Here is an 18,545-nt window from a genome sequence, read left to right as displayed (position 1 = left end):
TACGCCGGTGCGACGCGTCCCGCGAACCCTCGCCGCCGTGCTGGCGGTCGCGCTCTGGCTGCTCGCGGCGACCGCGATGCCGGCCCGGGCCGAGGACGCGGACGTGGTTCGCAGCTTGGACGTGACCTATGACGTGCAGGCCAACGGCACCGTCGACGTCAGGTACCGGCTGGACTGGGACTTCGGCAAGACCGGCTCGCACGGGATCAAGCTCACGCTGGTGACGGCGGAACCCTGGGACGACGACCCGCTCAAGGAGGCCGTCTACGAGATCCGCGACCTGGCCGTGACCAGCCCGACCGGCGTACCCACCGACGTGGACGCCCGCGACAACGAGTACTCGGGAACGCGTGAGCTGCGGATCGGTGACCCCGACACCACGCTGAACGTGAGCCGGGCGACCTACGAGGTCAGCTACACCCTCGCCGGCGCGCTGCGGACCTTCGACGGCAAACCCCAACTGCACTGGGACGTCACCAGCCGAGACTTCCCGGCCATCGACGCGTTCACGATCACCGTCACCGGGCCCGCGGACGTCCCGCGCGCCCGCTGTCTCCAGGGCCGTACGGAATGCGCCAGCGAGGTGGCCGGCCACCGGGCGACCCTGCGCGGGCAGCAGGTTGCCGCCTCACAGCCGATCACCGCGGTGACCGAGTTCGAAGCCGGTTCGGTCAAGAACGCCAAGCCCCGTCTGCGGGACCGGGACCTGAGGAACCCGGCGCTGCTCGCGACGGACGCCACGATCACCGTCGGGGCCGACGGCAGCGCACTGGTCGAGGAACGGCTCCGGGTCCAGCCGAGCCGCCGTGATTCCGAGATCAGCTGGGAGATCCCGGAGCGGCGGAGTCTCACCTGGAACCGCGACCAGCTCCTCACGGTCTCCGACTTCCGGCTGACCCTTTCCAACGGGACGCCGGTGCGGACGACCCGGACGGTCCAGGCCGAGGGCGGCGACCGGCAGCGCGCCCTGATCGCGGCCGACCTTCCGGTCACGACGAAGCCCGTGGACCTGGTTGCGCGCTACCGCGTGGCCGGCGCCCTGCTGGCGGACGGCTCCGGTCCGGCGGCGTTCCGCTGGCCGATCAGCACCTTCGACACCCGCCGGTACGAGATCCCGGTCCGCGAGCGCCGTACCTGGAAGCTGCCGGCCGAGGTGAGCTCGGTCGGCTGTGCCTTCCAGGAGTACCTCGACGAGCCGGACCGGTGGTGTCCCCATGACGACGAGCTGGCCACCGCCGGCGACACCGTGACGTTCCAGCGGACCGCGACGGACCTCGGCGGCCCGCAGCACTGGATCATGATCGAGATCCCGGCGGACAGCGTCGGCGTGCTGGAGCCGCTCACCGACGACAGCACCTTGGCGCGCGGCCTGGCCGCGACCGGCGTCGCGGTGGGCTCGGTGATCATCTTCCCGGTTCTGGGCTGGCTGCTGGCCCTGATCCGGGTCGGAGCGGCCCGGGACCAGCGCTACCAGAACGTGCCCCCGGGGGTGATCGGGTCCAACGAGCAGGTCGGGACGGCTCCGCTGCGGGGCGTCGTGCCGGTCCGGTTCGAGCCGCCGGACGCGACCCTCACCGAGATCGGACTGGTGCTCGACCGCGGACCCAAGCCGCTGCACCTGGCCGCGACCTTGACCAACCTGGCGGTCACCGGTGCCGTACGCCTCCGGTCCAAACCGCTGGCCGTCTGGCCGGAGGACGCCGAGAAGGCCACGTCGGACTTCGAGCGGTCGTTGGTGGCCACCATCGAGAGGTACGGCAAGGACGGGCAGCTCTCGAATGCGGCCAAGCAACGCCTGGACGGGCTGCTCCGGTCCCGGTCGCATCGGCCGGACCTGCTCCGGAAACCTCCGGTGTTCGGCCTGACCACGGTGATCCGGCTGCTCGGGTCGGTCCTGCTGGCCGTGATCGGCACGATCGTGACGATCGCCACCGGCTCCTGGGTGTGGCTGGCCGTCGGCTTCGGTGGCGGTGCGCTGCTCTGGGTCGGGATCGGCCTCCGCGCCTGGCGCCACTCGCCCCTGGTCCTGACGGCCAAGGGCTCAGCTCTGGCCGACCAGGCGGCCGGCTTCCGGGAATACTTGCGCACCGCCGAGTCGCACGAACTCAACTTCCACGCCGACGTGGACGTGTACCGCCGTCAGCTGCCCTGGGCCGTGCTGTTCGACGAGGTCGAACGCTGGACCGCCGCCTGCCGAGAACTCGCCGCCGCGGGCCGGATCCAGCCGCCGGCGGTCGACTTCCTGGTCGGGTCCCAGTCCCTCAGCAGCCTGGGCTACGAGCTGCGCGGTCTCTCCCGGTCGATCGCCCCGAGCGCCTTCACCGGGTCCGGCGGGTCTGGCGGGTCCGGCGGCGGCAGCAGCAGTTTCGGTGGATCCGGCAGCTCGTCCGGCTTCTCGAGCAGCTCCAGCGGCGGCAGCGGAGGCGGCGGCACCAGCGCCAGCAGCTGGTGAGCCCGGCCTCCCGGCTTCGCTCCACCCAACCCACGGCGCGGACCCCTAGGGCAGCTGCCGGGCCTGGGTCGGTGTCTTTTTCGTCCAGTCGACGCCTGGTCCGACTCAAGTTTCCCCTGCGCGCACCCCCGCAGGTATCTGTGACGTTTCATGAGTGGTTAAAGCATTGACCACACAGGTTCGATCACTTACGGTGGCCGGGTGCACGAAGCCGTGAACGTTCCCGGGGACGCGTCCGAGCGTGCTGCCGCGGGGACTCCCACCCAACGCCGGACTCGGTCCGACCGCTCGGCTCCGGCCGGCGGCGCCGGATCGCCCGGCCGTCCCGGGGCGTCCGGACGCCCGGTCCGGACCGCCGCCGGCCGGCTCCGGTTCCTCGCCCGGCGCTTCGGCTTCTACCTGTTCACGTTCTGGGCGGCGGTCACGCTCAACTTCGTCATTCCGCGGTTCATGCCCAACGATCCGGCCGACTCGCTGCTGCGCTCGATCCAGCAGCAGACCGGGCAGCCGCCGTCGCCGGAGACGATCGCCGCGGTGCGCCGGATGTTCGGCGACCCGACCGAGAACCTGTTCCAGCGCTACCTCGACTACTGGGTCAGCCTGGGCCGGTTCGACTTCGGCGTCTCGGTGGTCAACTATCCGGTCCCGGTCGCGCAGCTGGTCGGCCAGGCGCTGCCCTGGACGGTGCTCCTGGTCGGCGTCACCACCGTGCTCGCCTGGGTGATCGGGACCGCGATCGGCGCCTACCTCGGCTGGAAGCCGGGCGGCCGGTTCGACGCCCTGTTCACGCCCGCGACAACATTCCTGCACGCGATCCCGACGTTCTGGCTGTCCCTGCTGGCGCTGTGGGTGTTCGCGTTCCAGCTCGGCTGGTTCCCGATCGCCGGCGGCTACGACCCCAACGTCCCGTACCAGATCAACAATGTCTGGTTCCTGCTCAGCGTGCTCCAGTACGGTGCGCTTCCGGCGGCGACGTTGATCTTCATTGGGTTCAACGGCTGGCTCTTCACGATGCGCAACGTCATGGTCACCACGGTCAGCGAGGACTACGTGCTGCTGGCCCAGGCCAAGGGCCTGTCCACCCGCCGGGTGATCTTGATGTACGCGGCCCGCAACGCGCTGCTGCCCAACGTCACCGGGCTGGCCCTTGCGATCGGCGGCGTGATCGGCGGCGTGCTGCTGACCGAGGTCGTCTTCACCTATCCGGGCATGGGCCACCTGCTCTATGTGGCGACGCTGAACCAGGACTTCCCGGTGATGCAGACGATCTTCCTCATGATCACGATCACGGTGCTGCTGGCCAACCTGATCGCCGACTCGATCTACGTACTGCTCGATCCGCGGACCAGAGAGGCGGCCAGCCGATGAGGGCGGTGCTGCGCAACACCAAGGCCAAGGTGGGGCTGGCCGTGTTCGGCCTGTTCCTGCTGGTCGCGATCTTCGGCCCGCTCGTCGTCGACCGGGTGCTGCACACCAACCCCCGCGCGATCGACTACGACCACCTCGGTTCGCCGCCGGGCGCCCCCGGACACCCTTTGGGTACGACGATCCAGGGCGCCGACGTGCTGGTGCAGGTGATCATCGGTGCCCAGGGTTCGGTGTTCGTCGGGATCACCTCCGGCCTGCTCGCCACCGCGCTCGCGGTGGTGATCGGGGTGCCGAGCGGTTTCCTCGGCGGGCGGCTGGACCGGGTGCTCACCGTCTTCACCAACCTGTTCCTGACCCTGCCCAGCTTCGCCCTGATGCTGATCGTCGCCGGCTACATCCAGGGCGCCGACTGGTGGGTGATCGCGATCTTGATCGCCGCGTTCGAGTGGCCCGGTGGCGCCCGCTACCTGCGGGCCCAGACGCTGTCACTGCGGAACCGGGACTTCGCGGTCGCGATGCTCATGATCGGCGAGTCGAAGTCCAGGCTGGTCTTCGCCGAGGTGCTGCCGCACCTGACCGGGATCATCTCGGCGATGTTCCTGCGCGCCGTGGTCGCCGGGGTCTTCGCCGAGGCGGGGCTGGCGTTCCTCGGCATCGGGACGACGACGTCGGTGTCCTGGGGCACCATGATCTCCGAGGCGCAGCAGCAGTCGGCGATCTTGAACGGGGTCTGGTGGTGGTTCGTCCCGCCGGGCCTGTGCATCGCCGTGCTCGGCACCGCGACCGCCCTGGTGAACTTCGGCATCGACGAGGTGTCCAACCCGCGGCTCGGCGCGGCCAACCGGAAGTTGATCAAGCAGTTCGAACGGGCGGCCGCCCGGCTGCGGGCCCGGCCGGGGACGGAGGCCGTTCGATGATCGCGACGACGAACACCGCACCGAAGGCGAAGGTGGGCGAGGTGCTGCTCGAGGTCGAGGACCTGAGCGTCGCCTACCTGACCCAGGCCGGGCCGGTGCCGGCCTGCGACCAGGTCTCGTTCACCCTGCGGCGCGGCGAGATCCTCGGCGTGGCGGGGGAGTCCGGCAGCGGCAAGTCGACCTTGATCACGGCAATGCTCCGGCTGCAGCGGCCGCCGGCCGTGACCACCGGCGGCCGGATCGTCTACCACCCGGACGGCGCCGACCCGGTCGACCTGGTCCGGATCAGCGAACGCGGCCTGCGCCGGTACCGCTGGAACGACCTGGCGATCGTCATGCAGAGCGCCATGCACTGCCTCAACCCGGTGCTGCGGCTGTCGGCCCAGTTCGTCGACGTGCTGGCCACCCACAATCCGTCGCTGTCCAAGGCCGACGCGTTGGCCCGGACCGGCGAGCTGCTGCGGATGGTCGGCATCGCCGAGGACCGGCTGTCCAACTACGCCCACGAGCTGAGCGGCGGGATGCGGCAGCGGGCGCTGATCGCGCTCGCGCTGGCCTGCAACCCGCAGCTGATCGTCATGGACGAGCCGACCACCGCCGTCGACGTGGTGATGCAGCGGCAGATCCTGGCTCAGGTGATCAAGCTCCAGGCCGAGTTCGGCTTCGCGGTGATCTTCGTGACCCACGACCTGTCGCTGCTGATGGAGCTGGCCGACCGGATCGCGATCATGTACGCCGGCCGGCTGGTCGAGCTCGGTGCCGCGGCCGACCTGTACACCGCGCCGCTGCACCCGTACACGAAGGGATTGCGGGACTCGTTCCCGCCGCTGCACGGCGACTTGACCGAGCTCCGCGGCATCCCCGGCACCCCGCCGAACCTGCTGGCGCCACCGTCCGGCTGCGCCTTCCACCCGCGCTGCCCGCGCCGCTTCGACGCCTGCGACCAGACCGAACCGCCGCTGATCGAGCACGAGGGCCGCGAGGTCGCCTGCTTGCTGTACGGAACCGAAGGAACACCCCGATGACCGACCAAGATCAACAGCAGGCCGGTAGGCAGCCGGTGCTGGAGGCGGTCGGCCTGACCAAGCACTTCGAGGTCACCGACCGGTTCGGCCAGACCAAGCTGGTCCGCGCCCTGGAGGAGGCCGACCTCGCGCTGCACCCCGGCAAGACGGTCGGCCTGGTCGGCGAGAGCGGCTCCGGCAAGACGACGCTGGCCCGGCTGCTGGCCCTGTTCCATCCGGCGACCTCCGGCGAGATCAAGCTGGACGGCCGGCCGGTGTCGCACTCCAAGGACGGCGAGCGGGACTACTACCGCCAGGTGCAGTTGATCTTCCAGGACCCGTTCGCGTCGCTGAACCCGCTCAAGACGGTCCGCTACACGTTGGGCCGCGCGCTCCGGATCCACGGTCACGCCCGGAAGGGGGCCGACCTGGAGGACAAGATCATCGAGCTGCTCGGCAAGGTGAACCTGACGCCGGCGGAGACGTTCATCGACAAGCTGCCGCACGAGCTGTCCGGCGGGCAGCGGCAGCGGGTGGTGATCGCCCGGGCCCTCGCCGTCCAGCCGAAGGTGCTGCTCGGCGACGAGCCGATCTCGATGCTCGACGTGTCGATCCGGCTGGACGTGCTCAACCTGCTGGCGAACCTGCGCGACAGCGAGGACCTGGCGCTGCTCTACATCACCCACGACATCGCGAGCGCGCGCTATCTCTGCGACTCGATCACCGTCCTCTACGCCGGCCAGCTGGTCGAGGGCGGTCCGGTCGACGCGGTGATCCAACAACCCCGGCACCCGTACACCCGGCTCCTGCTCGACTCCTCGCCCGATCCCGGCCGGACCGTCACCGCCGAGGGCCGGAGGGCCGGGCTGTTCGAGCTGGAGGGCTCCCTCGGCGAGCCTCCGAATCTGAGCGACCCGCCGCCGGGCTGCCGGTTCCACCCGCGCTGCCCGTTCGCGATGGACGAATGCCGTACCGAACTGCCGGCCCGCACCGAGTTCCCGGACGGGCACTGGGCCCGCTGCTGGCTGCACCAGAAGCAGCAGAGCCATCTGCTGCAGCTCGACGAAGAGAAGAGATGAGAAAGATGACCCGACGCCTGACCGGGCGGCTGCTCGCCGTCGCGACCTCGGCCGCCCTGGCCCTGACCCTCGCCGCTGGCTGCAGCACCGAGCGCACCGTCGACGGCGGCGCCGGCGGCCCGAGCGGCGGCGCCTCGACGGTGGACACGCTGAACATGACGGCCTCGGCCGCCACCCCGACGTTCGCCCGGAACTGGAACCCGTTCTCGCCGGTGGACAAGAAGAGCCCGGCCTCCGGCCTGATCTACGAGCCGCTGATCCGGATCAACCACACCCAGGCCAAGAAGCCCGAGCCGTGGCTGGCCGAGTCGTTCGCCTGGAGCGACGACGGCAAGAAGCTCACCTTCACCCTCCGGTCCGGGATCACCTGGTCGGACGGCAAGCCGTTCACCTCGGCCGACGTGAAGTACACGTTCGAGATCCCGGCGAAGCACGACAACCTCGGCCTGGCGGTGCCGTTCGACAAGGTCGAGGCGCCGGACGAGCGGACCGTCGTGGTCACCTTCGACGACGTCTCGTACCAGAAGATCGACTGGTTCGGCGGCTCCGCGGCGCCGGCCCTGATCGTGCCCGCGCACATCTGGCAGGAGCAGGATCCGTCGGCCTGGACCAACCCCGAGCCGGTCGGGACCGGCCCGGTGAAGCTGGAGGCGTTCAGCCCGCAGCAGGTCACCTTCGCCGTCCGGGACGACTACTGGAACGGCCAGTTCAAGATGAAGAAGATCAACATCAAGCCGTTCGCGTCGCCGGAGGCGGGCAAGGCGATGATGCTGAAGGGCGACCTGGACTGGTCGACCATGTCCTGGGCCGACGCGGACAAGCAGTTCGTCGCGAAGAACCCGGAGACCAACAAGTACTGGGCCTATTCCACCGGCGGCGCCGAGGGCCTCGACTTCAACAACGCCAGGCCGCCGCTGGACGACGTGCACGTCCGCCGGGCCCTCTACTACGCGATCGACGCCGAGAAGATCCTGGCGCTGAACAAGACCGGGCAGCAGGTGACGAACCCGACCGGGCTCTCCGACGGCGTCTGGCACGACCTGATCGCTCCCGAGTTCGCCGGAAAGAAGATCAGCCAGCGGGTGGACGAGGCGAAGGCCGAGCTCGCCAAGTCCTCGTACCGGCTCGAGGGCGGGGCGCTGACCAAGGACGGGAAGTCCTACCCGCTGACCATCAAGCCGGTCGTCGAGTACTCCAACTGGGCGGCCTGGGGGCAGGGCCTGGCGCAGCAGTGGAAGGAGACGCTCGGCGTCGAGGTCAAGGTCGTGCCGACGCCGGAGACCCAGCTGTTCAACCAGATCGCCGAGGGCGACTACCACATCGCGTTCGACTGGATGTACGGCGGCAACACGCAGTGGGCCAGCTTCAACAACAATCTGGGCGGCGAGAATTACGTGCCCGTCGGCGAGAAGGCGAACGCCAACTACGGCCGGTTCAAGAGCGCCGAGGCGGACGAGCTGCTGAAGCAGCTGTACCGGGCCGAGGATCCGAACCAGACCAAGGAGCAGGGCTACCAGCTGCAGCGGATCCAGGCCGAGCAGGTGCCGTACGCGCCGCTGTTCACCGCCGCCTGGTTCATCGAGGTGAACGCGACCAACTGGACCGGCTGGCCCGACCCGGCGTCTCCCGAGTCCGTTCCGCACACCCTGCTCGGACCGGACACCATCCTGACGATCCGCAATCTGACTCCCGCCCGATAGGAGCCTGGGGCGGCCCGGAAATCCGGGCGTGCTGGTCTGGTACGGATGCTGGCCTACGATAGGGAAGCGCCGGCGCCAGGTGACGCACGGCGAATCCGGGATCGTCAATACAAGGGAGCCAAGACCGCCGTGGGCTTGATGGATAGGTTGCTGCGGGTCGGCGAGGGCAAGACGCTGCGCCGGCTCAAGGCGATTGCCGACTATGTCACGAAGATCGAACCCGACTTCGAGGAGATGTCGGACGAGGAACTGCGCTCCCAGACCGACGAGTTCAAGAAGCGGATCGAGGACGGCGCCAGTCTCGAGGACCTGATGCCGGAGGCGTTCGCGACGGTTCGCGAGGCCAGCCGGCGGGTGCTCGGCAAGCGGCACTTCGACGTGCAGTTGATGGGCGGCGCGGCGCTGCACCTCGGCAACATCGCCGAGATGAAGACCGGTGAGGGCAAGACCCTGGTCGCGGTGCTGGCGTCGTACCTGAACGCGCTCAGCGGCAAGGGCGTGCACGTCGTCACCGTGAACGACTATCTGGCCAAGACCCAGTCCGAGCAGATGGGCCGGATCCACCACTTCCTCGGTCTCGAGGTCGGCGTCATCCTGTCCGCGATGACGCCCGCCGAGCGGCGCAAGGCATACGCGGCGGACATCACGTACGGCACCAACAACGAGTTCGGCTTCGACTACCTGCGCGACAACATGGCGCTGCAGCTGAGCGACTGCGTGCAGCGTGGCCACCACTTCGCGATCGTGGACGAGGTCGACTCGATCCTGATCGACGAGGCGCGGACGCCGCTGATCATCTCGGGCCCGGCCGAGGACAGCCACGAGTGGTATCCGCAGTTCGCCAAGCTGGTCGAGCGGCTGCGCCGCGACGAGCACTACGAGGTGGACGAGAAGAAGCGCACCGTCGCGATCCTCGAGGCCGGCATCGAGGTGGTCGAGGACCGGCTCGGCATCGAGAACCTGTACGAGTCCGCGAACACACCGCTGATCTCGTACCTGAACAACGCGCTCAAGGCCAAGGACCTGTTCAAGAAGGACAAGGACTACGTGGTCGTCGACGGCGAGGTGCTGATCGTCGACGAGCACACCGGCCGGACGCTGGTCGGCCGGCGCTACAACGAGGGCCTGCACCAGGCGATCGAGGCCAAGGAGAAGGTGCAGATCCGCGAGGAGTACCAGACCCTCGCCACGATCACGCTGCAGAACTACTTCCGGATGTACAGCAAGCTGGCGGGCATGACCGGCACGGCGATGACCGAGGCCGCCGAGTTCCAGAAGATCTACGGCCTCGGCGTGGTCCCGATCCCGACCAACGAGCCGATGATCCGCGAGGACCAGCGCGACTACATCTACCGGACCGAGGAGGCGAAGTTCGCCGCCATCGTCGAGGACGTCGTCGAGCGGCACGAGCAGGGCCAGCCGATCCTGATCGGCACCGCCTCGGTGGCCAAGTCGGAGATCCTGTCCGCGCTGTTGAAGAAGGCCGGCGTCAAGCACGAGGTGCTGAACGCGAAGCAGCATGATCGCGAGGCGGCGATCGTCGCCATGGCGGGCCGGAAGGGTGCGGTCACGGTCGCCACCAACATGGCCGGCCGAGGCACCGACATCATGCTCGGCGGCAACCCCGAGTTCATGGCCGACAAGGTGCTGCAGGACAAGGGCATCGACCCGGTCGAGCACTCCGAGGAGTACGAGAAGCTCTACCCGGAGGTGCTCGAGGAGCTCGAGGAGGCCACCAAGTCCGAGCACGACGAGGTGGTCGAGCTGGGCGGGCTCTACGTGATCGGCTCCGAGCGGCACGAGTCTCGGCGGATCGACAACCAGCTGCGCGGCCGGTCCGGCCGGCAGGGCGACCCGGGCGAGAGCCGGTTCTACCTGTCGCTCGGCGACGACCTGATGCGGCTGTTCAAGTCCGACATCGTGGAGTGGGTGCTGCAGGCGCTCAAGGTGCCCGACGACCAGCCGATCGAGAACAAGCGGGTGTCGTCGTCGATCGCCAGCGCGCAGGCGCAGGTCGAGTCGCAGAACTTCGAGACCCGGAAGAACATCCTCAAGTACGACGACGTGATGAACCGGCAGCGGCATGCCGTCTACGGCGACCGGCGGAAGGTGCTCGAGGGCGCCGACGTCGAGCAGCAGCTGCGCAACACGGTCGACACCGTGGTCGAGCAGTACGTCACGACCGCCACCGAGGGGTTCGCCGACGAGTGGGACCTGGAGCAGCTCTGGACCAACGTCAAGACGCTCTACCCGGTCTCGCTGAAGATCGAGGACTACGACACCGATGATCTTGATCGGCAGACGCTGATCGACGACTTCAAGGCCGACGCCGCCGCCGCGTACGACAATCGCGAGGAGGAACTCGGGGCTGAGGTGATGCGGGAGCTGGAGCGGCGGGTGCTGCTCACCGTGCTGGACCGCAAGTGGCGGGAACACCTCTACGAGATGGACTACCTGCGCGAGGGCATCGGCCTGCGCGCGATGGCGCAGCGCGATCCGCTGGTCGAGTACCAGCGCGAGGGCGGCGCGATGTTCAACGCGATGATGGCCGCCTTCATGGAGGAGGTCGTCGGCTTCGTGTTCCACATCGAGGTCGAGGTGGAGCCGGCCGCGAAGGTCGGTGTCGCCACCGACGCCAAGGGCGCTCCGATGCAGGTCGGGTCGGGCCAGAACGGCACCGGGCAGAGCGGCACGAACGGCAAGGGGAAGTCCCGGGGCAAGGCGAAGGCGAAGCCGCGGATCGAGTCCGGACCGGATCCGGACGGGCCCGGCGTCGAGGTGAACCGGGTCGAGGAGCCGACCAACGAGGAGCTGGCCGCGGCGACGGCCGCCGACCTCGCGGATTCCGGCGACACCAAGGAGCCGGAGACGGTCGGCGCGAGCGGGCGGCCGCGGTTGCGCGGCAAGGGCCTCGACGGAGGCGGCCGCTCGCGCCAGCTGTCGTACTCCGGGTCGAACGCCGACGTGAACACCCGGACGGCGAAGAAGTCCGAGGACGACCCGTACGCGAACGCCTCCCGGAACGCGCCCTGTCCGTGCGGCTCCGGCAAGAAGTACAAGCTGTGCCACGGCCGGTCCAACGCGCAGCGCTGACCTCCGGTCAGCGCAGCCGCAGGTCGGTGACGAGCCACCGGTCATAGTTCACCTCCAGCCGTAGCGCGACCGGAACCGACGCCGGCCCGATCCGGACGTGGACGGCGGTCTCGGCCACCAGGCCGGCCGGATGCTGGGCCCGGGCCGACTGCACCCAGGCCTGCCGGACCGGCCGGCCGCGCGGGATGGTCGGCACCAGGACCGGGCGTGCGGCGAGCCCGGCCAGCCGGTCGAGTTGATCATCGTCGAGCCACCGGGACAGCTGCCCGAGCGGCCGCCGGCCCCGGATCACCTCGACCGCGGCCAGTGCCAGCGACGCGGACCAGTTCGCCGCGTCCGGCAGCCGCGGATCCGGCGGCGCCTGCCAGCGTGGCGAGCGGTCCGGGGTCGGGCCGATCACGACCGAAGGCGGCGGCTCCGGCCACCCGGGCGCGTCGATCAGGCTCGGCTGGCTGGCCGGCACCGCGATCGGCCGGGTCAGCGAGGCGAACCAGCCGATCGCGGTCGGCCGCGACTCGACCGCTGGTAAGAGACGTGGCCCTGACATGCCCCCACCCCAACCCCAACCCCGGGCGCGCGTCCACCCCCCATCGCCGACCGGTCACAAAAGCAGCGGTTCTGGCGGCGTGTCGCTGCAGAAGTGACCGGTCGATGTTCCGCGGAGGGGTCGTTCGGCACGACAGATCGCGACACGGGACGGTCGAACTGTCGCCTGAGGACGTACCCGAAACGCGCTTTGCGACCGATGGCTCGGCCGCGCGCTGAACCTAGCGTTGTCGGCATGACTAGACGCCTCACCGCCGGGATGCCGATCGTCGCCCTGATCGGGTTGGCGCTGCTTGCGGTTCCGCGGGTCGTCCTGCACGACCTCGGCATCATCGAGGAAGGAACGTTCGTCAACCTGCTCTTCGTCTTCGTGCCGCCGGTGATCTGGATCGTCGTGGTGCTGACTCGGCGGGTGCCCAATCCGTTCCTCACCTTGTTGATCATCGGAGCCCTGTACGGGGTCTTCCTGGCGATCACCCACCAGCTGCTGTGGGACCTCAGCTGGGCCGGAAGCCCGCCGACACTGGGCGGCAACCTGAGCACCCTGCCGCCCGCCGCCCATGCCGCGATCACCCGCGGGTTCGCGGTGATCAGCAGCCTGCTCACCGGACTGATCGTGGGCGCCGTGACCGGGCTCGCCGGATGGCTGATCAGCAGGATCTCGGGCCGGATCAGAATGAATCGGGTGCGTTGACCACCGGCCGTAACATCCGCTTCGTAGGGTGTCGGCATGGGGATCGATGAGCGCGAAGCGATGACCTGGCCGATCTTCGGTACGGCGAGTCGGGCGCTGGCCGCGTCCGTGGCCGAGAGCGGGTTCCGGCCCGACATCGTGCTCGGCATCTCACGCGGTGGGTTGATCCCGGCCGGTGCGCTCGCGTACGCGCTGGACTGCAAGAACCTGTTCACGATCAGCGTCGAGTTCTACACCGGGGTCGACGAGCGGCTGGACGTCCCGGTGATGTTGCCGCCGTTCCTCGACGCGACCGATCTCGACGACGCCGCCGTGCTCGTCGTCGACGACGTCGCGGACACCGGTAAGACGCTGGAACTCGTGCACGACTTCTGCCGCGGCCATGTCGCCGAAGCGCGGACCGCGGTGCTCTACCGGAAGTCCCAGTCGATCGTCGAACCCGACTACGCGTGGGCGACGACGGACCACTGGATCACGTTCCCCTGGTCGGTCGAGCCGCCGGTGGCCGACCGCGGCGGCGCCGCCGAGGCCTAGGAGGTCCCTAGACCGCGAGCGACGACCGGATGGAGTAGCGCGCCGCGTGGTAGATGTGCCGGCCGTACTCGACCAGCCGCCCGGAGTCGTCGTAGGCCAGCCGGTCGGCGGTCAGGCAGGCCAGCGGCGGGATCGCGCCGAGCAGCTTGGCCTCCTCCTCATCGGCCAGCCTGGCCCCGACCCGCTGGTGGGCCAGCTTGAGGGTCACCCCGGCCCGGCGCAGGCACGGGTAGAGGCCGTGCTGCTCCAGGTCGGCCGGGTCGAGCTCGATCCGGGCCGGCAGGTAGTTGGCCAGCACCGCCAGCGGGAGGTCGTCGGCCAGCCGCAGCCGCCGCAGCTGGAGGTACGGCTCGTCGGCCGGCAATGACACCCGTTGGGCGATGGCGTCCGGCACCGGCCCGACCCGGAAGTCGAGCAGCCGGGTGGTGGGCGTCTTGCCCGCCTCGACCAGATCGTCGTACAGGCTGGACAGCCGTTCGTCGCGGCTGAACTTGGACCGGATCACCTGGGTGCCGACACCGCGCTTGCGGACCAGCAGCCCCTTGTTGACCAGCTCCTGGATCGCCTGCCGGGCGGTCGGCCGGGACACGCCGAGCCGGTCGGTCAGCGAGAGCTCGTTCTCCAGCCGGTCACCGTCGGCCAGTTCGCCAGTGGCGATGGCCCGTTCGATGGCCCGGGACAGCTGGAGATACAACGGTTCGGCGGCGGACCGGTCCAGCGTGATGTCCAGGCGGCGGCCGACCATGGCTGACATGGTAAGCCTGCTCAGCCGACGTCGACCCAGGATTTCTGCTCGATGGAACGGCTCAGCGCGGCGCCGACCCGGGCCGCGGCAACCGCGTCGATCATGGTCGCGCCGGTCTCGCGGCCGGTCCGGATCGCGGTGATCAGCCGGTGCAGCTCGATCACCTTGAGATCGTCGTACGACAGCGCGATGCCCGGCGCCGGCTGGAATGCGCCGAGATCACCGGCCTCCGGCCCGACCAGCACTGTGCGGTACGCGGCGCCGGCCCGGCCGCCGTCCAGACAGACCTGCAGTTCGCCCAGCCGGCGGAAGTCCCAGGCCACCGCACCCTCGGTGCCGCGCACCTCGATCCCGTACCGGCACTGATCACCGACCGACGTCCGGCAGGACTCGAGCACGCCGCGGGCGCCGCCCTCGAAGCGCAGCAGGGCGGACAGAAAGTCCTCGTTCTGCACCGGCCGGGACGGGCCGCTGCCCTGGGCGAAGTGCGACGTCGCCCCGCCCGCCTCGGGCCGCTCGCTGATGAAGATCGCGTCGTCGGCGATCACCGACTCGATCTCGCCGACCAGGTAGCGGCCAAGATCAACTCCGTGGCAGACCAGGTCGCCGAGCACCCCGCTGCCGGACAGGGCTTTGTCGAACCGCCAGGAGAACGCGCCGCCGGGGTCGGCGGAATAGTCGGCCAGCATCCGGATCGACACCATGGTGACCCGGCCCAGCCGGCCGTCCTTGATCAACTCGCGAGCCGCCTCGACCGCCGGTGGGTAGCGGTAGTTGAAGCCGACCGCCGACCGGACCCCGGCAGCGGCGGCGGCGTCCGCGATCGCCGTCGTCTCGGCAAGATCACGCCCGGCGGGCTTCTCCAGCCATAGGTGCCGCCCGCTGCGGGCCACCGCCACGCCGACTTCCTGGTGCAGGAAGTTGGGCGTGGTGACGCTGACCAGATCAAGATCATCTCGGGCCAGCAGTTCCCGCCAGTCGTCCAGCACGGTGTCCACGCCGTAGCCGGTTGCGAGCCGCCGGATCCGTTCCCCGCCGTCGATCTCGGCCACCGCGACCAGCTCCGGAGCCGGCAGGTCGGGGTAGTGCTGGGCCAGCCGGCAGTAGGCCCGCGCGTGCACCTGGCCCATCCAGCCGAAGCCGACGATCGCGGCGCGGACGGGGGAGTCGGGTGAGGTCATGGTGATCAGTCTCGGTCATCGGGCCGGGGACACAGTAGTACGGTGGTCGCCAGACTGAAGGGTACAGACGGCGGGCCGCGAGATCGGAGGGTCAGATGCCGCAACGGCTGAAGCCCGAGGAGGTGTCGGTCCTCGCGCTCGACACGGCGCGCGCGCCGGGGCACATCGGGACCGTGGACATCTTCGCGACGGACGGCGACGGGTTCAACTACGAACGGCTGATCGGGCTGATCCGGGAACGGCTCGCCTACGTGCCGCGCTATCGGCAGCGGCTGCGCTTTCTGCCGGCGAATCTGGCCGGTCCGGTCTGGGTGGACGACGAGCATTTCGACCTCACCTTCCACGTCCGGCGGTCGGCGCTGCCGCGGCCAGGCACGATGGAGCAGCTGCGGGAGTTCGTCGGCCGGGTGCTGGCTCGCCGGCTGGACCGGTCCCGCCCGCTCTGGGAGGTCTATCTGGTCGAGGGGCTGGCCGGCAACCGGTTCGCCCTGGTGGCCAAGTCGCACCTGCTGCTGATCGACGGCGTGGATGCTGTTGATCTTGGTCAGGTGCTGCTGGAGGACGAGCAGGACCCGCCGCCGGACGGTTTCGGCAGCGCGAACTGGCACCCGGTTCCGGAGCCGTCGGACGCGGAGTTGTTGATCAACTCGGTGCTGGACGGGGTACGGAATCCGGAGCTGGCGGTGGAGAACGTCCGGGGCGCACTGACCGGCGCCCTCGGCACGGCGATCGCGATCGGTGAGGCGGTCGGCGGCATCGCAGGGGCGCTCGGCGAACTGGCCGGCGACGCCCTGCGCGGGACCCGCCCGCCGAGCACGTCGCCGCTGACCGGGGTGCTGTCCGAGCAGCGCCGCTATGCCGGCGTGTCGCTGCCGCTGGCCGACCTGCGCAAGATCAGGGCCGAGCATGATCACACCGTCAACGACGTGATTCTGGCCGTGATCGCCGGCGGGCTGCGTTCCTGGCTGATGGCCCGCGGTGAGGCAGTCAGCCCGCAGACCGTGGTCCGCGCGGTGGTGCCGATGAGCGTCACCGAGGACGACGGCGAGCCGACCTCGCTGGGCAGCCAGGTCGCGCCGCACGTGCAGCCGCTGCCGGTGGGGGAGCCGAACCCGCTGATCCGGCTGCACCAGATCGCGTACGCCACGCAGGCGCACAAGGACACCGGCCGCGCGGTCGATGCGCGCGAGCTGACCGACATCGCCGGCTTCGCGCCGACCACGATCCACGCCCTGGGGGTACGGGTGGCGGGCGAGGTGATCCGGGCCCGGCACGACCTGTTGATCACCAACGTTCCCGGACCGCAGCGGACCATGTACGCGGCCGGCGAGCGGCTGGTGGCCAGCTACCCGGTGCTGCCGCTGACCGCCGGGCACCTGCTGGCGATCGGTGTCACCTCCTACGACGGCGAGGTGTTCTTCGGGCTGACCGCCGACCGGGACGCGATCAGCGATCTCGACGTGCTGACCCAGTCCCTGGTCGACGCGCTGGCCGAGCTCACCGAGCTGACCGAGGCTCGGCAGCGGGGCGAGGCATGATCGTCTACGTACCGGCGACGGTGGCCGAGGCCGCCGCGCTGCGGGACGGCGGCACGCTGCCGGATCGGCGTGGGAGCGCGGTCACGCCGGCCCTGCTCGCCGCCGCCGGGTTCACGCCGAAGGACGCCGAGGACGCCGGCTATACCGCGCTCACCCACGCCGGGGTGCAGGCCCTGCTGCTCGGGCTCGACGAGAGTTCGGGCGAGCGGCGGCTGTTGCTCGCCGCCGACGCGGACCGGGCGAAGGATCTCGACGACCCGTACGGCGCGGTCGAGGTGACCGGCCTGACCTGGGACCGGGTCTGGGCGCTCTATCTGGACGAGCCGGAGGCGGCCGCCGCGGTCCGGCAGGCCGCCGCCGCGGTGCGGCCGGGGGAGCCGGTCGCCGAGGCGATCGGCCGGCCCGAGGTCGGTGCGCTGCTCGATGATCATGACCTGCTCTGGTACGACCCGACCGAGGTGGACCGCCTGTCCTGAACCCCGTACCGGACGGTCTGTCCGGCCGTGTCTGTCAGGATGGCGGCCATGGTCGATCAGCAATCGGACGCGGAGCAGCGGATCGTCAGCGTCCGCGACGTGGCCGCGCTGGCCCGGGTCTCGCCGACCACGGTGTCCAACGTGTTGTCCGGCAACCGGCCGGTGGCGACGGCCACCCAGGACCGGGTCCGGCACGCGATCGAGGAACTCGGCTACCGGCCGAACCTCAGTGCTCGCAACCTGCGGCTCCGCCGGGCCGGGCTGATCGCGCTGGCGGTGCCGGAGATCGACGTCCCGTACTTCGCCGAACTGGTCCGGCTGATCGTGCAGGCGGCCCGTCGCCGCGGCTATACGGTGCTGATCGACCAGACCGAGGGTGACGCCGAGGCGGAGCGATTCGTGCTCGGCGGGATGAACCCGGGCATGGTGGACGGCATCCTGTTCAGCCCGCTGGGCACCGACCGGGCCGAGTTCGAGCAGCGCCGGAACCGGACCCCGCTGGTGCTGCTCGGCGAACGGATCACCGGCCGCGGCATCGACCACGTCGGGATCGACAACGTCGCCGCGGCGGCCGCCGCCACCCGCCATCTGGCCGAGCAGGGCCGGCGCCGGATCGCCGCGCTCGGCCACCGGACCGAGAGCGGTACGGCGGCGCTGCGGTCCCAGGGCTATCGGCAGGCCCTCGACCAGGCCGGGCTGCCGTACGACGAGGACCTGGTCGTGATCACCCACGGTTACCACCGGACCAACGGCGCCATGGCGGTCCGGCAGTTGCTGCAGCAGGGCGATCCACCCGACGCCCTGTTCTGCTACAACGACCTGCTCGCCCTCGGCGCCCTGCGTGCCCTGCACGACGCCGGGCTCCGGGTGCCCGAGGACGTCGCGGTGGTCGGTTTCGACGACATCGACGACGGCCGGTACAGCATCCCGACCCTGTCCACGATCGCGCCGGACAAGGCCGGGATCGCCGAGGCCTCGCTCGACCTGCTGCTGGCCCGGATCGCCGGTCCCGGTGCGGAGCCGAGCCAGCTGACCGTCCCGTACACGCTCGAAGTCCGGGAGAGCTCCCGTCCACTCTGACGGATTTCGACCAAGGGCCCGATCGAATCGAACGCCGGCGGCGGCCACCAGCATGCTTCCCCGCGGCCAGGGCGCGGCAGCAGAGGTCGGCGTGACGCCTTCGTGGAGTCTTCAGGTTCCTGAAGCTGTCAGCGGCAT

Annotated in this window: 15 protein-coding genes; 12 read left to right on the top strand and 3 right to left on the bottom strand. The window is 69.9% G+C overall.

The features are described 5' to 3' along the window. Positions 1–7 precede the first annotated feature (7 nt). The 7 genes from BKA15_RS05355 (at position 8) to secA (ending at position 11,613) form a co-directional block, all read left to right on the top strand. Positions 8–2,452 (top strand): DUF2207 domain-containing protein, encoded by a 2,445-nt coding sequence (locus BKA15_RS05355; protein ID WP_179748751.1) that lies wholly within the window; start codon positions 8–10, stop codon positions 2,450–2,452. A gap of 201 nt (positions 2,453–2,653) precedes the next feature. After that, positions 2,654–3,820 (top strand): ABC transporter permease, encoded by a 1,167-nt coding sequence (locus BKA15_RS05350; RefSeq protein ID WP_312878829.1) that lies wholly within the window; start codon positions 2,654–2,656, stop codon positions 3,818–3,820. Then, on the top strand, positions 3,817–4,737 hold the full coding sequence (locus BKA15_RS05345) for an ABC transporter permease (protein ID WP_179748749.1): 921 nt from the start codon (positions 3,817–3,819) through the stop codon (positions 4,735–4,737). The genes BKA15_RS05350 and BKA15_RS05345 overlap by 4 nt, the downstream gene beginning before the upstream one ends. Continuing rightward, positions 4,734–5,762, top strand: a complete 1,029-nt coding sequence (locus tag BKA15_RS05340) for an ABC transporter ATP-binding protein (protein ID WP_179748747.1) — start codon at positions 4,734–4,736, stop codon at positions 5,760–5,762. The genes BKA15_RS05345 and BKA15_RS05340 overlap by 4 nt, the downstream gene beginning before the upstream one ends. After that, positions 5,759–6,820 carry an ABC transporter ATP-binding protein gene (locus BKA15_RS05335; protein ID WP_179748745.1) on the top strand — a complete coding sequence of 354 codons (1,062 nt, stop codon included), beginning with the start codon at positions 5,759–5,761 and terminating at the stop codon, positions 6,818–6,820. Before BKA15_RS05340 ends, BKA15_RS05335 begins: the two co-directional genes overlap by 4 nt. A 5-nt stretch (positions 6,821–6,825) precedes the next feature. Further along, a complete protein-coding gene (locus tag BKA15_RS05330; protein ID WP_179748743.1) occupies positions 6,826–8,520 on the top strand; it encodes an ABC transporter substrate-binding protein in 1,695 nt (564 codons plus the stop codon). Between the two features lie 129 nt (positions 8,521–8,649). Further along, on the top strand, positions 8,650–11,613 hold the full coding sequence (gene secA / locus BKA15_RS05325) for a preprotein translocase subunit SecA (protein WP_179748741.1): 2,964 nt from the start codon (positions 8,650–8,652) through the stop codon (positions 11,611–11,613). A gap of 7 nt (positions 11,614–11,620) precedes the next feature. Here the strand turns inward: secA and BKA15_RS05320 are convergent, their stop codons facing one another. Further along, entirely contained in the window at positions 11,621–12,160 is a 540-nt protein-coding gene (locus tag BKA15_RS05320; RefSeq protein ID WP_179748739.1) for an Rv3235 family protein, read from the bottom strand. Positions 12,161–12,394: 234 nt separating this feature from the next. Here BKA15_RS05320 and BKA15_RS05315 point away from each other — a divergent pair, with 234 nt between their 5' ends. Beyond that, positions 12,395–12,853, top strand: a complete 459-nt coding sequence (locus tag BKA15_RS05315) for a hypothetical protein (RefSeq protein WP_179748737.1) — start codon at positions 12,395–12,397, stop codon at positions 12,851–12,853. A 36-nt stretch (positions 12,854–12,889) separates the two neighbouring features. Beyond that, the gene (locus tag BKA15_RS05310; RefSeq protein ID WP_179748735.1) at positions 12,890–13,387 is read left to right on the top strand and encodes a phosphoribosyltransferase; all 498 of its coding nucleotides are present in this window, start codon (positions 12,890–12,892) and stop codon (positions 13,385–13,387) included. A 7-nt stretch (positions 13,388–13,394) separates the two neighbouring features. On the opposite strand, the gene BKA15_RS05305 is transcribed toward BKA15_RS05310, so the two are convergent. Then, complete coding sequence (locus BKA15_RS05305) at positions 13,395–14,132, bottom strand: GntR family transcriptional regulator (protein WP_218871078.1); 738 nt, start codon at positions 14,130–14,132, stop codon at positions 13,395–13,397. Between the two features lie 20 nt (positions 14,133–14,152). Further along, positions 14,153–15,313, bottom strand: a complete 1,161-nt coding sequence (locus tag BKA15_RS05300; protein WP_179748731.1) for a Gfo/Idh/MocA family protein — start codon at positions 15,311–15,313, stop codon at positions 14,153–14,155. 95 nt (positions 15,314–15,408) lie between these two features. Here BKA15_RS05300 and BKA15_RS05295 point away from each other — a divergent pair, with 95 nt between their 5' ends. The 3 genes from BKA15_RS05295 to BKA15_RS05285 are packed head-to-tail and all read left to right on the top strand — an operon-like array spanning position 15,409 to position 18,407. Continuing rightward, positions 15,409–16,851 carry a WS/DGAT/MGAT family O-acyltransferase gene (locus BKA15_RS05295; protein ID WP_179748729.1) on the top strand — a complete coding sequence of 481 codons (1,443 nt, stop codon included), beginning with the start codon at positions 15,409–15,411 and terminating at the stop codon, positions 16,849–16,851. Continuing rightward, positions 16,848–17,327 carry a DUF6912 family protein gene (locus BKA15_RS05290; protein WP_179748727.1) on the top strand — a complete coding sequence of 160 codons (480 nt, stop codon included), beginning with the start codon at positions 16,848–16,850 and terminating at the stop codon, positions 17,325–17,327. Before BKA15_RS05295 ends, BKA15_RS05290 begins: the two co-directional genes overlap by 4 nt. Positions 17,328–17,375: 48 nt before the next feature. Next, entirely contained in the window at positions 17,376–18,407 is a 1,032-nt protein-coding gene (locus tag BKA15_RS05285; protein ID WP_218871077.1) for a LacI family DNA-binding transcriptional regulator, read from the top strand. Positions 18,408–18,545: the final 138 nt, after the last annotated feature.

It is taken from the genome of Microlunatus parietis, assembly GCF_013407955.1.
GTDB classification, from domain to species: Bacteria; Actinomycetota; Actinomycetes; order Propionibacteriales; family Propionibacteriaceae; genus Microlunatus; species Microlunatus parietis.
Note: the sequence above shows the minus strand (reverse complement) of the source record. Positions and strands in the feature narration are given on the sequence as shown.

What these genes read in the sequence shown, in the direction of transcription:
- BKA15_RS05345 (WP_179748749.1), top strand. Translation starts at nt 3,817, where the DNA reads ATGAGGGCGGTGCTGCGCAACACCAAGGCCAAGGTGGGGCTGGCCGTG.
- BKA15_RS05340 (WP_179748747.1), top strand. Translation starts at nt 4,734, where the DNA reads ATGATCGCGACGACGAACACCGCACCGAAGGCGAAGGTGGGCGAGGTG.
- BKA15_RS05335 (WP_179748745.1), top strand. Translation starts at nt 5,759, where the DNA reads ATGACCGACCAAGATCAACAGCAGGCCGGTAGGCAGCCGGTGCTGGAG.
- BKA15_RS05330 (WP_179748743.1), top strand. Translation starts at nt 6,826, where the DNA reads ATGACCCGACGCCTGACCGGGCGGCTGCTCGCCGTCGCGACCTCGGCC.
- BKA15_RS05320 (WP_179748739.1), bottom strand. Translation starts at nt 12,160, where the DNA reads ATGTCAGGGCCACGTCTCTTACCAGCGGTCGAGTCGCGGCCGACCGCG.
- BKA15_RS05315 (WP_179748737.1), top strand. Translation starts at nt 12,395, where the DNA reads ATGACTAGACGCCTCACCGCCGGGATGCCGATCGTCGCCCTGATCGGG.
- BKA15_RS05310 (WP_179748735.1), top strand. Translation starts at nt 12,890, where the DNA reads ATGGGGATCGATGAGCGCGAAGCGATGACCTGGCCGATCTTCGGTACG.
- BKA15_RS05305 (WP_218871078.1), bottom strand. Translation starts at nt 14,132, where the DNA reads ATGGTCGGCCGCCGCCTGGACATCACGCTGGACCGGTCCGCCGCCGAA.
- BKA15_RS05300 (WP_179748731.1), bottom strand. Translation starts at nt 15,313, where the DNA reads ATGACCTCACCCGACTCCCCCGTCCGCGCCGCGATCGTCGGCTTCGGC.
- BKA15_RS05295 (WP_179748729.1), top strand. Translation starts at nt 15,409, where the DNA reads ATGCCGCAACGGCTGAAGCCCGAGGAGGTGTCGGTCCTCGCGCTCGAC.
- BKA15_RS05290 (WP_179748727.1), top strand. Translation starts at nt 16,848, where the DNA reads ATGATCGTCTACGTACCGGCGACGGTGGCCGAGGCCGCCGCGCTGCGG.
- BKA15_RS05285 (WP_218871077.1), top strand. Translation starts at nt 17,376, where the DNA reads ATGGTCGATCAGCAATCGGACGCGGAGCAGCGGATCGTCAGCGTCCGC.